Origin of the sequence: Companilactobacillus pabuli (assembly GCF_014058425.1) — a bacterium.
GTDB classification, from domain to species: Bacteria; Bacillota; Bacilli; order Lactobacillales; family Lactobacillaceae; genus Companilactobacillus; species Companilactobacillus pabuli.
This window is the reverse complement of the sequence record NZ_CP049367.1, coordinates 16,499-31,601: the sequence shown is the minus strand read 5'-3', so window position 1 is coordinate 31,601 and position 15,103 is coordinate 16,499. Positions and strand designations below refer to the sequence as shown.

Annotated in this window: 17 protein-coding genes and 1 pseudogene; 4 read left to right on the top strand and 14 right to left on the bottom strand. The window is 34.3% G+C overall.

Going from position 1 to position 15,103, the window contains the following annotated elements; all coding sequences use genetic code 11:
- Nucleotides 1-349: 349 nt before the first annotated feature.
- The 7 genes from G6534_RS11965 to G6534_RS11935 form a co-directional block, all read right to left on the bottom strand.
- The gene (locus G6534_RS11965) at nucleotides 350-1,465 is read right to left on the bottom strand and encodes an LCP family glycopolymer transferase (RefSeq protein ID WP_182083345.1); all 1,116 of its coding nucleotides are present in this window, start codon (nucleotides 1,463-1,465) and stop codon (nucleotides 350-352) included.
- A gap of 126 nt (nucleotides 1,466-1,591) precedes the next feature.
- Nucleotides 1,592-2,107 (bottom strand): MATE family efflux transporter, encoded by a 516-nt coding sequence (locus G6534_RS11960; RefSeq protein ID WP_182083344.1) that lies wholly within the window; start codon nucleotides 2,105-2,107, stop codon nucleotides 1,592-1,594.
- Between the two features lie 77 nt (nucleotides 2,108-2,184).
- Nucleotides 2,185-2,853 carry a sugar transferase gene (locus G6534_RS11955; RefSeq protein ID WP_182083343.1) on the bottom strand — a complete coding sequence of 223 codons (669 nt, stop codon included), beginning with the start codon at nucleotides 2,851-2,853 and terminating at the stop codon, nucleotides 2,185-2,187.
- Nucleotides 2,854-2,885: 32 nt separating this feature from the next.
- Nucleotides 2,886-3,671 (bottom strand): tyrosine-protein phosphatase, encoded by a 786-nt coding sequence (locus G6534_RS11950; protein WP_182083342.1) that lies wholly within the window; start codon nucleotides 3,669-3,671, stop codon nucleotides 2,886-2,888.
- Entirely contained in the window at nucleotides 3,668-4,423 is a 756-nt protein-coding gene (locus G6534_RS11945) for a CpsD/CapB family tyrosine-protein kinase (protein WP_182083341.1), read from the bottom strand. Before G6534_RS11945 ends, G6534_RS11950 begins: the two co-directional genes overlap by 4 nt.
- An 8-nt stretch (nucleotides 4,424-4,431) precedes the next feature.
- On the bottom strand, nucleotides 4,432-5,220 hold the full coding sequence (locus G6534_RS11940; RefSeq protein ID WP_182083340.1) for a YveK family protein: 789 nt from the start codon (nucleotides 5,218-5,220) through the stop codon (nucleotides 4,432-4,434).
- 87 nt (nucleotides 5,221-5,307) lie between these two features.
- A complete protein-coding gene (locus G6534_RS11935) occupies nucleotides 5,308-5,796 on the bottom strand; it encodes a DUF4355 domain-containing protein (RefSeq protein ID WP_238788938.1) in 489 nt (162 codons plus the stop codon).
- A gap of 206 nt (nucleotides 5,797-6,002) precedes the next feature.
- On the opposite strand from G6534_RS11935, the gene G6534_RS12325 reads away from it, so the two are divergent.
- Both G6534_RS12325 and G6534_RS11930 read left to right on the top strand, forming a co-directional pair.
- Nucleotides 6,003-6,134, top strand: coding sequence for a hypothetical protein (locus tag G6534_RS12325; RefSeq protein WP_016511903.1), 132 nt, complete (start codon nucleotides 6,003-6,005; stop codon nucleotides 6,132-6,134).
- Nucleotides 6,135-6,140: 6 nt separating this feature from the next.
- On the top strand, nucleotides 6,141-6,389 hold the full coding sequence (locus G6534_RS11930; RefSeq protein WP_057881678.1) for a GlsB/YeaQ/YmgE family stress response membrane protein: 249 nt from the start codon (nucleotides 6,141-6,143) through the stop codon (nucleotides 6,387-6,389).
- 118 nt (nucleotides 6,390-6,507) lie between these two features.
- On the opposite strand, the gene G6534_RS11925 is transcribed toward G6534_RS11930, so the two are convergent.
- Nucleotides 6,508-7,194 carry a minor capsid protein gene (locus tag G6534_RS11925; RefSeq protein ID WP_238788937.1) on the bottom strand — a complete coding sequence of 229 codons (687 nt, stop codon included), beginning with the start codon at nucleotides 7,192-7,194 and terminating at the stop codon, nucleotides 6,508-6,510.
- A gap of 151 nt (nucleotides 7,195-7,345) precedes the next feature.
- Here G6534_RS11925 and G6534_RS11920 point away from each other — a divergent pair.
- A pseudogene (locus tag G6534_RS11920) lies at nucleotides 7,346-7,627 on the top strand (transposase); the annotation flags it as partial.
- Between the two features lie 3 nt (nucleotides 7,628-7,630).
- Nucleotides 7,631-7,921, top strand: a complete 291-nt coding sequence (locus G6534_RS12395; RefSeq protein ID WP_182083337.1) for a hypothetical protein — start codon at nucleotides 7,631-7,633, stop codon at nucleotides 7,919-7,921.
- 203 nt (nucleotides 7,922-8,124) lie between these two features.
- Here G6534_RS12395 and G6534_RS11910 read toward each other — a convergent pair whose 3' ends face one another.
- The 6 genes from G6534_RS11910 to G6534_RS11885 all read right to left on the bottom strand — a co-directional run bounded on the left by G6534_RS11910 (nucleotide 8,125) and on the right by G6534_RS11885 (nucleotide 15,065).
- Nucleotides 8,125-9,507, bottom strand: a complete 1,383-nt coding sequence (locus G6534_RS11910; protein ID WP_182083336.1) for a class-II fumarase/aspartase family protein — start codon at nucleotides 9,505-9,507, stop codon at nucleotides 8,125-8,127.
- Nucleotides 9,508-9,583: 76 nt separating this feature from the next.
- On the bottom strand, nucleotides 9,584-11,257 hold the full coding sequence (locus tag G6534_RS11905) for a glycoside hydrolase family 13 protein (protein WP_182083335.1): 1,674 nt from the start codon (nucleotides 11,255-11,257) through the stop codon (nucleotides 9,584-9,586).
- Between the two features lie 76 nt (nucleotides 11,258-11,333).
- Nucleotides 11,334-11,810, bottom strand: coding sequence for a PTS sugar transporter subunit IIA (locus G6534_RS11900; RefSeq protein WP_119317011.1), 477 nt, complete (start codon nucleotides 11,808-11,810; stop codon nucleotides 11,334-11,336).
- A gap of 21 nt (nucleotides 11,811-11,831) precedes the next feature.
- Complete coding sequence (locus tag G6534_RS11895; RefSeq protein WP_119317010.1) at nucleotides 11,832-12,323, bottom strand: hypothetical protein; 492 nt, start codon at nucleotides 12,321-12,323, stop codon at nucleotides 11,832-11,834.
- Nucleotides 12,324-12,334: 11 nt separating this feature from the next.
- Nucleotides 12,335-13,096, bottom strand: a complete 762-nt coding sequence (locus G6534_RS11890; protein ID WP_119317009.1) for a MurR/RpiR family transcriptional regulator — start codon at nucleotides 13,094-13,096, stop codon at nucleotides 12,335-12,337.
- A gap of 103 nt (nucleotides 13,097-13,199) precedes the next feature.
- On the bottom strand, nucleotides 13,200-15,065 hold the full coding sequence (locus G6534_RS11885) for an alpha-glucoside-specific PTS transporter subunit IIBC (protein WP_119317008.1): 1,866 nt from the start codon (nucleotides 15,063-15,065) through the stop codon (nucleotides 13,200-13,202).
- Nucleotides 15,066-15,103 lie beyond the last annotated feature (38 nt).

Sequence of the window (15,103 nt, the reverse complement as noted above, 5' to 3'; positions counted from 1 at the left end):
TTTGAATCATAACTCGTTAATTGATAATCGTAGTTACCATAACCGTCCTCATCACGTCCAAAAAGCTGGATAGAATCTTTCAACAACCATTTATTAATAAAACTATTTTAGAACATCAAAAAGACACCATCCATACCTTTAGATGTTCTACCCAAAAAACTCAAACGTATCAGTTATGGATTTAGAAATCTTGACCATTTTCTCAAGAGAATAAGACTCATTTGTGCATAAAAAAAAGACAACCTACATGAGGTTGCCTTCCATACAAAAACTATTCATCAATACGATTTGACAAAGGACCATTTCAACCGTCATTTTCCTACATTTTTATACCGCTCTTGATATTTAATTAATAACCTGAGTTAGAATATCCACTATTGCTTATACCAGAACCACTATTTGTTCCAGTACTATTCTTATTGGATGTTCCCGTGGTTGAACGTTGTGAACCAATATTATTGATATCTTGAACCGACTTAGTTGTTGTTGAACTTTGTGTAGAAGGCTCAAACTGAATATTACCTGTCTTAGCATGTGGCAAATCTAAATTCTCACGAATAAAGTTTGTAACTCGTTGTAATTCGGATTCCTTCATAACTTCCATACTTTGTTTTGCAACTTCTTCTCCATTACCTTGCAAATGAGTCTCTGAAGTATGTTTTCTAACTGAATTATAATCCTTAGCAAGGGCAGTTAATTCATCGAATGTCAAATCAGTTTGTGTTTGATCAGATAATGAGTTAATAAAGCTTTGGTTTAATAACGTAGATACTGAACTACTCTTATGTACCAAAGCAGTAAGTACAGCTCGTTGACGAGTTTGACGTCCATAATCACCTTGTGGATCATCATAACGCATACGTGAATATGCTAAAGCTTTCTTACCATTCATATGAGTCTTTTCACCTTTTGTAAATGAAAATCCTTCATACTTAAAGCTTAAAGTTGGTGTTACATCAACACCATTAGCTTGATTAATAACCTTTTCCATACCACCCATATTAATAAGTGCGTAAAAATCAATTGGAATATTCAAAAGTTTTTGAACGGTTTTAATTGCCGTCTTAGTTTGACCATAGGAATATGCAGCATTAATTTTAGCTGGTGAAACTGACTTATAACCAGGTATATTAACAGCAGTATCACGTGGAATACTTGTTACTGTTGTTTTATTTTTACTTGGATTTAATGTAATTACCATCATACTATCCGTACGACCCTTGTAATCACGTCCCAACGCACCGGTATCGGTACCCATCAAAAGAATAGATACTGGCTTTTTGTTTTTCAAAGCACTACTTACATCACGTTCTTTTGTAACACCAGACGGTTTAAAAGAACTATTAACTGAATTCTTTACACCACGATAACGTGTCATACCATAAGCTGCTCCACCCAAAACTATCAATAAAATAACTGATAGAAAAACGTTTCTCAACGCATGCTTTTTTCGACGATACTGCATAATAAACTCCTCCATACTATTTCTTCATATAAAATCTTTTCCCTAATATTTCCCTTGTTCCAAGAACAATCTTACCGCTAATTAATAATTAGTAAATATACACATGTTTTTCATAAGAAAATATAATTAATGTCGTATTTTCAAAATGCTTAATAGATATTCGAAATCAGACGAATTTAATAACATCGACAATATGACGTATACTCCTCCTCCAACTAATATCTGGATACATAATATACCAAAGGTACTAGAAATCCCTTGATAAAGTAATCCAACAATATGAACACTGAAAAACATAATCAGGGACATAATTGCATTAGGTATGCAATCTTTACCTAGTTCATAGAAAGAATAACCAAATAATTTTTTATTGGCAGAAACATTCGTTAATATTGCTAAAACGCCAACAAGAATATCACTTGAAGCCATTGCATACGGACCAAACGGAATACTTGAAATAATTGTAATAAATCCAATTCCTTTTTTAATAATATTAAGCCTTAAATATATACTACTCTTCCCCACAGCCAATATTGTCTGAAGATTAACTATATTAATTGGATATAGCGTCAAAAATATACATGCAATTTGCATATATGGAACAGCCGGTAACCACTTATCAGTCAACATCCAACTGACCAAATTATGAGATGCCCTCCGCTAGAACCTACTAAACATATTTTCATTGAATATTCCTTCCATAAATCAATCTGCTTATCTTAGTATGCACCGTTAGGTTTAATAAAAACCGCAACGGTTTTTATCAATACGCTTAAGTCAAACATGATACTTCGCTTATTTATATAGCTCAAATCCAATTCAACCATTTCTGAAAATCCTACATTATTACGTCCACTAATTTGCCATAAGCCTGTGCATCCAGGTTTTACCGCCAATCTCTGCTTATCATACTCTGTATATTCTGCAACTTCGCGAGGCAATGGTGGTCTTGGACCAACCAAACTCATATTTCCCAATAAAACATTTACTAACTGTGGAAGTTCATCGATACTATACTTTCTAATAAATCGTCCCACTTTAGTTACACGAGGATCTTCTTTCATTTTAAACATAGCACCATCAACTTCATTTTCACTCAGTAATTCTTTCAAATGTTTATCCGCATCAACAATCATCGAACGAAATTTATACATTTTAAATGGACTTTGCTTCTTACCCAAACGAACTTGTGAATAAAATACTGGTCCTTTTGGGTCTTCCACTTTTATTGCGATTGCAACAATTAGAAATAAAGGTGATAAAATAGTTAATCCAAATAAGCTTGCAACAAAGTCAAATATTCTTTTAGATCCTCGATAAATATACCTTTTATCTTGATAGTCAAGATTAATGGTAACGTTGTCACTTTTGCCATCAAAATATTTCAATTTAGATCCCCCAAAAAAACACTGTTTTTATATTAAAATAACCAAAATTTTTTCTTTTTCTTAGATAACGTTGAAATCTTAACAAAGTCTGTATCACCAATGTCATCACCATTGATGATATTTCTTGCATTAAGATTAAATAATTGAGCTTTGCGAAGTCCCTCTTCTTTTTCTAACTTCTCAAAGGCTTCTTTCATTAAATAACTACGTCCCTTAAAATTATGGGCATCCGATGAAAAAATAAATCCTAAATTGGCTTTAATAATTTCTTCAGTAAGTGTTTGGACCTTCTTACCAAAAACACCAAGATAACTACTACTTGTCAATTGTGTTAAACATCCCATTTTAACGAAATCATATAATTTATCAGGATCTTCCTGAATCCCTTGATTACGCTCTGGATGGGCAATAACCGGGGTTATACCACGGGTAGTTAAATCAAAAATCATATCCGCTGTATACTCAGGAATACCATCATGTGGCATCTCTAACAATATATAACGATTAGTTTCATCCATGAACAGAATATCATCTTTAGCAATGGCATCCATTAGTTCCCCTGTTAGATGAACTTCTTGACTAGCAAACACACTCAACGGTATTCCCGCATTATCTAAAGCTTTTTGAAATTCATTAGTCTTTCTGATCACATCTTGTTTGTGATTAGTGTATTCCCCATCCATATGGTGAGGAGTTACCAAACTATTGGTAATTCCTTGATCTACAGCTGCCTTAGCCAAATCTAATGACATCTGCATATCTTTGGAACCATCATCAACGCCTGGCAATATGTGGCAATGCAAATCAATTAATTTCATTTCTCTTTCTCAGCTCCATAGTATCCGCCATAATAACCACCATAGTATCCACCATAATAGCCTTGTGACTTTTCTTTTGTGACACGATTCATAATTACACCCAAAATATTAGCATGAACTGTATCTAATAATTGTTTAGCATGTGCAACCCCAGCTTTTTCAGCAATCCCTTGAGGCACAACCATTACGACACCATCTACTTGAGTAGCAAGAACTTGCGCATCAGTAACCGAATTAGCAGGTGGAGCATCCATTATTAATAGTCCAAATTTGTCCTCAAGGCGATTGATTAAGTCCTTATTTCTCATACTACCTAATAATTCTGAGGGATTAGGCGGAATCGGCCCACTAGTAATAACGAATAAATTTTTAACCATTGTTGGTTGAACGACATCCTCAAATGAAGCATTTCCCAATAAGTAACTTGAAAGTCCGACCCTATTACTTACATTAAAAGTTTTATGAATTGTCGGACGACGAAGATCGGTATCAACTAACACAACCGTTTCACCTTGTTTAGCCCAAGTTACTGCAACATTATTACTTACTGTAGACTTACCTTCAGATGGAGCAGATGAAGTGAATAAAATTGAATTTAATTTTTTATCTACAGATGAAAATTGGATATTAGTTCTAATCGTATTAAATTGTTCTGAAATCTTACTGGTAGGGTCATCATAAGTAACCAAGCCAACACCATTTTTCTGACTATAATTATCTAACTTTGTAGTTTTCTTCTTAAATAATGCCATTTTATTCCCTAGACCCTTCTATGATTTCTTGATGATTTATTAATACTCAACTTAGATTGAACTTTCTTATGTTCAACGACTTGTTCAGCAGCTCTTTCAATGTCTTTTTGATCAATTTCACTAACTGTGCCTAAACTAGTTAGCCCTAAATCATCTGTTAAGAAATTCTGCGTTGTAACTGTTCTATCAGTTATTTCACGAACAAATGCTAATGCAACACCTAAAATCAACCCTAAAACAATACCAACCAAAACGTTCAAAGTCTTTCTAGGACTGACAGGTTTAGTATTCGTTTCAGCTTCAGAGACAATTGAAACATTGTTAACACTCATAATTTTAACAACCTTTTTCTTAAAAACCTTAGCTGTCATATTGGCAATTGCTGCCGCTGTGCCAGCATCTGTAGATTTAGCTGTTACTGAAAACACTTGAGAATTTTGAGAATTACTAATCGATAGTGATCCTTTCAATGCTCCCATAGAACCTGGATAACCAGGATAGCTGCTAACTTTCTTATTAACATCTTTTAAAACAGTAGGACTAGTAATAATATCCTTATAAGTACTGATCATCTGAACATCAGCCTGAACCTGCTGGAACTGTGCCGATTGCATGTCCTCTGATAATTTACGATTGACCAAAATTTGTGTAGTAGCGCTATATTTTGGTGTCATAACGAAAAAGGTAACAAAAATCGCTGCCAAAGTAACAACAATAGTTGTCCCGAAAATTGCTTTTATATGTTTGCGTAAGATGCCTACGATCTGCATCATACTAATATTTTGTTCTGATTCCACTTCGTCCTCCGAATATATACAATATAATGTTATTTATATACATAAAAACCCCAGCTTAATAAAGCATGTATAAAAAAGTATAGTCCATTAACTCGTCCCAAACAATAATTCTTGACACTTATCTAAGTTATTGTTACGAACATCTTCTTTAACATCACTAATAAACTCCGCAAATTCAGCTGGAATGTGCTTGTCAGTTAGAACAGTTTTAGTTGCAGCTAAAGCATCCTTACGATCAGCTTCATCTAATTTTTCTTGAAGACGGTCTTGCTGTTCTTTTAAGGCTTGTCGTTGCTCTTCTAAATCGGCTTGGGCCTTCTCACTAGCATTCATGCTGGCTCGTTTTTCACCCTTTTCAAGCCATTCTTGTTCCTTTTGCTTAAGCTCCTTTTCAAAATCATCCCGCAGATTGCTTTCTACTTCTTTAGCCTTAGAGGCCATCATCTTTCCAATATCATCCTGTGTGTAGGTCTTGCCAGCTGGCTTTGGATTTTTACCATCAGGATTTGGGTTGGAATCGTTTGGCTTAGGTTCTGGGTTAGGATCAGCAAAAAATTGCAAATTTGTTTTCATCATCAAAATTTCTTTTTAAGTCCGTAGACTAAATTGTTTGTAAGTGCAATAACTAAATCAATTATTCTTTAACGCTTGTAATTGAGAAAAAGGCAAATCAAAAATTCCTATTTTAAAAAGAATGGCACAATTGAATAACTTGTATGCAAATATTCAATTGCCTATAATTAGATTTAGAAGGATGCAATTTAGATAATGGAGGATTTGATATGAAAAGATTTGGACTTTGGTCAAAAATATCAATTATCATTTCTATATCTCAACTTTTATTAGCCATTTTTAAAGAAATTCAAAACTATAACAAATCTAAAAAACATCCTTCGAAAAATAAGAGAGGATGATGTTTTATGCATTGGTTATGGGTTTTAATTATTGGTGCCATCATTGGTACTATTGCTGGAGCAATTACTAGCAAAGGAAAATCAATGGGGTGGATTGCTAATATTGTTGCCGGATTAGTTGGTTCCTCTATTGGAGAAGCTATACTGGGATCTTGGGGCCCTCAATTAGCCGGAATGGCAATTATTCCTTCAATTATTGGAGCAGTAATTGTTGTTGCTTTAGTTTCTTTCTTTGTCGGTAAATCAAAGAATTAGTTTTTAAGCTTCATTTAAGGTTCTTATACTAAATTATAGATGCTAACTTAGTTAGCACCCCTCGACTTTGTTGTGAGCGAAGCCAATTAATAATATTCCTGACCCACTTAGTTTTAAACTAAGTGGGCTTTTTTTGTTCCTTAAATACCCTATCAAGTTCACCAGACAGCAGATTCCCATCTTCATCACAGGCTACCAGCTGGCAACGACACCTTGGATGAGTATCCGTGACTGGAATCGGTGCTTGTCCATAGGCAAATGTTTGTCTATCAAGTGGTTCACAAATATCACAAACACGATCATCTTCCTCGGTTAACCACATCACATACTGAACATTCTGTTCCTCATACGCTCTATTCTTACCACCGTTGCTATTGCGTATAGCTTCATTAGTTGTTAACGTATGAATTCTGGATAGCATTTGGTTCATAGGCGTTGCTAAATTGTCATCAATTCGATCACCGCTTTGAGGAATACTGCGGGTCATTTTATTGATGTCTGATTTTTTCATGCGGAGACTCAAACCCTTGTTCAGGGTTTCTTTCATTCGTGTCGTCATGACGTCGCCATGCACCCAAATTCGTTGAGAATACTCAGCTTGGTTGGCTACTTTATCTGGAACTGTTGATAGTTTATTAGGGCTTGAATTATTATAGCCATCGATATACTGCTGTTTGAGTTCATTAACTGCAAATGATTCACTTTTTGCTGTAGCAATATTCATGCCGGCGCCAATCATTGCACCCAACATATCACGCCGAGAAATAGATGCTTGGGCAAAGATTGCTTGCAAGCGTTTAGACAATTTATCACTAGGACTAGCGTTAGCTAGCATTTCATCAATTGCTTGGTAAAAGGTAGATTGTAAAATTAATCCGAATGCTGTTCGGATAAAAGAAGATCAGCTTCCTTTAAAATGGTGTTTACCACAAACCCATCTTTTAGGAGCTGATCTTTTGTCTAGTATAACCTATTCCGAACGAATTAAAATCGAAACCTTTTGTGAACTAGGGCTGTCCAATATCCAAATGGGCGTTCGGCTGAACCGATCACCGTCAACAATTTCTTATGAATTATCTCGATGTCAACCTTATCAGGCTGAATTAGCACAAACAGATGCCGAATACATTAATTTAGTACCAAAGTTGTTTCCAAAGGCCAAAGTCGTTGTTGATAGATTTCATATCGTTCAGATGATGAATCGTTCTCTCAATTCAACTAGAATACAGGTAATGAAATGAATGCCTAAAAGAAGTAAAGAATACTTGTTCATGAAGAGAGATTGGAAAAAATTCTTGGAATCATTCGATTCCATCGAAAAGATAAACCCCAAGTATCAGTACAGTGTTGGTTATTATGAAACGGATCTAAATTTAATCACAAAGTGTTTAGATTTGGACGAAGGTTTCGCCAAGTCCTACGAAGTATATCAAGATATTTTAAAGGCTATTAGAACAGGCGATACTGATACAATGAATCAGATACTACTCAATTATCATCCACTCAATACCGCTATGGATCATAAAAAGTAGTGCCTATGGATATCGTAGTTGGAACAACTTTACTGAACGTATAAATATTCAAATGTTTTGGCTTCGAGCAAGCTCATCAGCCAAATAAAAAAACAGTTAGACCATTTATGGTCTAACTGTTAACTTGAACCGCCATCAACTTGATTTGACGAACAGCCTTAATATAAGGATAGAGCATTTGTTTTAACCAAATATTCTAATTCTTAAAAATCTAATCTATTATTATATTTTAAGCTTAATTGACTGGCGCATTCCTTAGCTTTTTCTGAAAATCCAACTGCAAGTTCTTTAGATAGTCCTATGTATTTTTCGGGTCGCAGCATCTTTTCCAATTCGTCATCAGTAAAATTACTATTAAGATATTTATTTGATAGAAGGATTTTTTCATAACCATCATCGTTTTGCTCAGCTTCCATTACTAACTTATAAATCAATGAATGGGCTTCGTCTTTACCTATATTCCGAGCAGCCTTCATCATTACATATTCACTATTATCTATACCTTTATTTATATTGGCATTTTTCTTCATTTTATCCTTATGTACATGTAACCCTCTTGTTAACTCTTCGGTTCTTAACAAGATTTCAGTAATAAGTTCTGCTGATTCTTCAAGCAATCCATCAAAAAGCATATTTGAAGAGCTATCTGCTTCAAAAGGTCTCGTTGATGAAAAATACCCTGAAGTTGGCACGGAATAAAGTTTTTGAGAATTAGCAATAATCCCTTTAGATAATTTAGGGTTAATTTTTTGTGGCATCGTACTACTTCCAATTGTTCCTTTAAAGTAAGGTTCTGAAACCTCACCAAATTCTTCAATAGATGTAGCATAAACCTCCTGCGCAATGCGATCACATGATGTTGCTAACAAACAAAGTGCATTCATATATTCAATCTTATTTGACGACATATTTCTCATAGGTATCATCATAGGCTTCATATTTAGCTTTTGAGCTACTAATTCATCTATTTTGGGGCCATATTCCCCCATAGAGTTATATGCACCTATCGCACCACCCATCATAGATTGAAAAACTCGAGGTTCTAGTTCCTTGATTCTTTCTACATCAGTCAAAAAATTTTGAATCCATCCAGCGACTTTAAAGCCATACGTAATAGGTATCGCGTGTCTTCCGTGTGTTCTACCTGCCATAACTGTATCTTTATTATTCAATGCTAATTTAGATAAATTATTCAATATTTCAGATATTATTATCATAAATCGTTTGTTAACTTCTTTTAAAATTAATAACTCACTAGTCTGCTGAATATTTTGGGTCGTCACACCATAGTGAATATATTTCCCCGAAGTTCCACACTCTTTAGATAGTACTTTAGCAAATGGAACAAATCCATGTCCTACACGATCATATATTCGCTCCATCTCTTTAAAATTCAAATTCTCATATTCCGCCTTTTGATTGATTTCTTCAGCTGCTTTTCTCGGAATAAAACCAACCTCAGCTTGTGCCTCCGCTAACGTCTTTTCAACATAAATCCATGAACGGTACTTAGCTTCATCAGTAAATAAATAACGTATTCCATGATCGAACATAGTTCTGGATTTAGAATCATATAATGCACGCATAATGAATCACCCTTTACTTTATGATTAAACAAAAAGACCATACCAGTATCATGGCATGATCTTTTCGTCGACAACATTACTTAAACAAGTAAACTTTACTTTCATAAGCTCTCAATTCAGTATCCTTGTCATCTTTATAATTACTAATTAACAACTCACCATCATTTTGACCATAATCCCGTGACAAATCTTTACTAGTGAAATTACTTATAACTAACAATGTCTCACCATTATAATGACGTTTATATGCAAACACCTTATTATCATCAGGATCAAGGAGCTCATAATTACCATAAATAATTAAGTCACTACTATGACGCAATTCAATTAATTTCTTATAGTAATAAAAGATTGAATCTTTATCTTCTAAACTATCTCTAGCATTAATCTTGTCATAATTAGGATTTAGCTCAAACCAAGGTTTGCCACTTGTAAATCCAGCGTTTTTACTTTCATCCCATTGCATAGGAGTTCTAGCATTATCTCGCGACATTTTAGACATATACTTAAGCATGGTATCTTTGTCAACAATTTTTTCATCCTCAACAAATTCTTTATAAGCATTCAATGACTCGACGTCCTCATATTGCGAAAGTTCTTTGTAGTGAACGTTAGTCATTCCGATTTCTTCACCTTCATAGACATATGGTGTCCCCTGCATCATATGCAACGTGGTTCCCAACATCTTAGCAGCTCGTACACGATATTTAGGATCATCTGTTGCAAATCTAGAAACAGTTCTAGGTTGGTCGTGATTGTTCCAATAAAGACTATTCCAACCTTTACCATCTAAAGCAGTTTCCCATTTACTTAATGATTTTTTCAATTCAACCAATTTTACTGGCTCATCATTCCACTTTGTTAGACGTTCATCAGGATTGGACGACAAGTCGACATGATCAAATTGGAAAACCATATTTAATTCATTAGAATCGAGTCCTGTATATTTTATTGCATCTTCAGGTGTTGATCCAGGCATTTCACCAACAGTCATTACATCATATTTTGACAGTATCTTTTCATTCATTTCTTTTAAGAATTCATTTAATCTTGGACCATCAGCTACTACTTTGGCGACATTAGCATAACGCTCATCAGGTTCTCTAGGTCCATCCGGTAATCCAGCAGGTTTAGAAATAAGATTGATAACATCCATTCTAAATCCATCAACACCTTTATCTAACCAAAAACGCATGACATCCCATACTTCATCACGTACTTTAGGATTCTCCCAATTTAGGTCAGGTTGACCATTTGCAAAAAGATGTAGGTAATACTGTCCAGTAGTTTCATCAAATTTCCAAGCTGGTCCATTAAAATATGAGCCCCAATTATTAGGTGCATGTCCATTAACTGGATCTCGCCATACATAATAGTCTCTATAAGGATTGTCTTTTGATTTTTTACTTTCCTGGAACCATTTATTTTGATCAGATGTATGATTGACAACTAAATCCATCATTATTTTCAAACCTAGAACATGTGCTCTATTCAGCATTTCGTCAAAATCATCCATAGTTCCATATTCTGGTTGTATACTCCGATAATCGCTTATATCGTATCCATTATCTTTATCAGGTGATTTATAGATTGGATTCAACCAAATAACATCTGCCCCTAAATCTTTTATATAAGATAGACGACTTGTTAATCCTGGTAAATCACCGATCCCATCACCATTGCTGTCCTGATAACTTCTTGGATAAACTTGATAAACTACTGATTTCTTCCACCAATCACTTTTTGCCATTTTGAGAACTCCTTTCAATTATGGTTAAAACAGTGCAATCATTTTATACTAACAAATTAATGATACCGTTTTTTCATTAATTATAACGAATTTCTCCAACTTCATCACCATGCGTAGTCGACTGATCACTTATCTCTGGAACTTCACGTGTCACATCCATATTCGTATAAACAATGACAATCACACTATCCCTTCCAGAGTCCTTCACATAATCAATATCCATAAAGGATAAAAGATCACCTTTGTCAATCTTCTGACCTTGTTTTACTTTTCCAACAAAAGGTTCACCATTTAACTCTACAGTATCCAATCCCATGTGTACCAAAACTTCTAAGCCTTTATCTGTAGTAATGCCAATTGCATGACCCGTTGGGAAGACAGTAGAAACGGTCCCACTCACTGGTGAATAAACTTTATTATCTGCAGGTATGACAGCAAATCCATCACCCATCATTTTTTCAGAAAAAACATCATCGTTTACTTTAGTAATTGGTATCAATTCTCCATCAGCTACTGAAACGACTTTTTCCTTTTTTTTACCAAATCCTAACATTTCTTTCACCATCCTATCTTTCTAATGAATTCCAATATTTATTAAGATCAATGCACTAACACTATACAATGGTACACATCCTAACAATAAATATATAAAATTCTTGTGCAATTTATTATTATCGGATTTTATATCTTTTGAAAGATATAGAACAATTATCCCTAAAACTAGAGATACTAGATTACCAACTGCCAACTGAGCAATTGTTAACGCTGTAAACACCCAAATAACATTAATACGATTATTTAATAACCTTTCTTTTTCAAAAAATAGAATATAAGCAACGACTAGATCTACCAAACAAACAATGAACATCACAGCAGTTATTGGACTTTCATCAAAAAATCCTCTTAAGCTCATTTGTGCAAGGTTTAAAGCAAATAACATGTATATAAAGAAGATAACTGGAACAACCATCAAAACGGCTATATACATATTCAATGATTTTTTCAAATCATATCTCAAAAAACCAGTTATTTTATCCATTATCTTATTACCAGTTCTAGCCATCATTGTTCTTCCTCCTATTTATTTATAACGTAATTTGAGTATCCCATCACTAGTAAATCATTTAAAACATAGACACCTGTGAAGAAAACTTCATCGCCTTCTCTATCAGGCATTGGAAAACTAATTGTATTGTAATTCAAGCTATATTCACACGCGGCAGCTAACTTATTTTGATTGAAGGGTGTAAAAGCAATTGTGGATATACCTCTTAAAGATATTCCTTTTACCGTTTTTATGAGCTCTTTATCTTCACCGCTATATGAAACAATTATCAAAAGGTCTCCATTTTTAACACGATGAGAAACTTTATCTAATTCACTGCCTGCTGAAGGTAACGCATAAATATTTTTACCTACTAAAAAGAAATTTCTTTGAAGTTGATTAGCAATTATTTCTTGAACCCAGCCTGTTGAATAAACATAAATATTAGGTGCTCTATCAATTTTTTCATACAATCCACTCATTTGGGTTGTTTCAAATTGATGAATCGTATATTCCATCGCATTTTTTGTATCTCCAACAAAATCTGTTATTGCTTTAGTCTGAACAAAATCCTGATCTTCAGCCAAAATAAATTTTAGCTGATTAAACCCTGAGAGGCCTATTTTTCTAGTCAATCTAAAAACTGCAGATGGAGAAACCAAGCATTTCTGAGCAACTTCGTTTATGTTCATATTAATAACGTCTTTGCTATTATTTAATATGAAGCTAATAACTAGCTTGTCATTTTGATTTAAATCATCAAAGTGCTTATAAATATATGAATCTAGTTTCAAAGTATCCCTCTCCTTTAATTATGTAATTTTGTTACATACTCAATTATGAAGGCTTTTTTCATAACATTCAAAATTTATAAGTGTTTTTAAGTTTTTTTAAGTATTAAAGCATTGATGACATCGTATGAGCATAAAGTTCATGATTCTTCATATCGATAGTAGCTTTTTTATTTTCTACACTTACATCATTAACATCTAGTCCTAAATCACTAAATACATCTTTAGAATCAACCTCTGTTGGATCGACAACAGTAACAACAATCTTTCCATCATTAGTTTCGATGTTTTCAACATTTTCAACTGTTCCCAATGAATCTAAAAGCAATAAAGCATTTTGTTGGATTGGTGTTAGTTCAACCGCTTTTGTTGCACGATCATTAACAGGACCTGATGATAAATCTTGCATATTTTCAAGTACTTGAGCAACGTCCAAACCTACAATAACTTGAATGGCTTTACCATGTCTTACGACACCAACAGCTTTATTGGCCTTAAAGAAACCATCTGTTTCAACTTTTTCGGGATCTTTAACTGTGACACGTAATCTAGTGGCACAACTTGTCATCTCATCAACATTTTCTGAGCCGCCCAAACCTTCTAGATATGCTTGAGCACGTTCAATATAAGGATTAGATGATTTTGATCCATTTGCCTTCTTAGATTTGTATTCTTTCTTATTAATTAATTTTGTATCTTCACCTTCAGCTTCACGTCCAGGTGTAGCAAAATCAAATTTTTCGATAAGAACCTTAAATACTACGAAGTAAATTAGTGCAAAAATAAGACCGATTACAATTTGAGTAATCCATGTGTGCCAATGATTTGCCCATAGCGGAATCCAGTTCATACTTGCGAATTGAATTAATCCACCATCAAATTGACCAACAATACCAAAGGCGTACATTGTAGCATCCATTGTAGCTGCTAGGAATGAGTGTACAAACCATAATACTGGAGCAGCAAATAAGAATGTAAATTCAACTGGCTCTGTAATACCAGCTGCGATAGATGTTAATCCGGCTGGAATCAATAGAGCAGCTGTTTGTTTCTTACGACTCTTCTTAGCAGTAACGTAGAAAGCATAACAAATAGCAGGAATACCAAAGACTTTTTCATTACCAAACAATTCAAATCCCATTGATGGAGCTAAAGTCTTCAAAGCTTGTGTGCTTCCAGCAAAATCTGCTAGATGTTTCAACCAGTATGGTTGCAAACCACCGGCAACAGCGGCTGGACCATATTGGAACGGAATGTAAATAAAGTGATGCAAACCGGTAGGAATAAGAACACGTTGTAAGAAACAATATATCCAAACACCTATGACACCGGAATTCTTCATGAATCCTTGTAATCCAGAAATACCCATTTGAATCTTTGGCCATACTAAACATGTAACAAAGGCCAAAACAAACATACTAGCAAATCCTAGAATAACAACATATGCGGATCCTTGGAAAGTACCTAACCAATCAGGTAACTTTTTATCGAAGTATCTATTGTGTAGCCAAACAACAATACCAGCAACAACTAAAGCACCGACAATACTAGTATCCAATGTTTTGATACCAGCAATTTCTGTCAAACCACCATTTGTGGAATTAGCAAGAATAGGCTTAGCATAATTCTTAACACCAAAGAATGGACCCCATTGGCTTAGCATTCCACCAATAAAATAATTATATGTTAAGTATGTAACTAACGATTCAAGGGCAGCACGTCCTTGAGATTTCTTTGCCAATCCAATAGGCAAACCTACAACGAATAGTAGTGGAACTTGTCTAAAGATTGTCCAACCACCTTCTTGAATCGTGTACCAAATACCGTACCAAGTGGTATTGGGTTGAGCTAAATTATGAAAAATTTCCGCATTTGTGAATAAAGAACCAAAGGCTACAACCAAACCTGCAAATGAGAAGAGCAAAACAGGGACAAACATTGCAGCACCGAATTTTTGCAATTTCTGCATCATAATAATTCATCTCATTTCTTTATTTGTTTAAAAAAAGA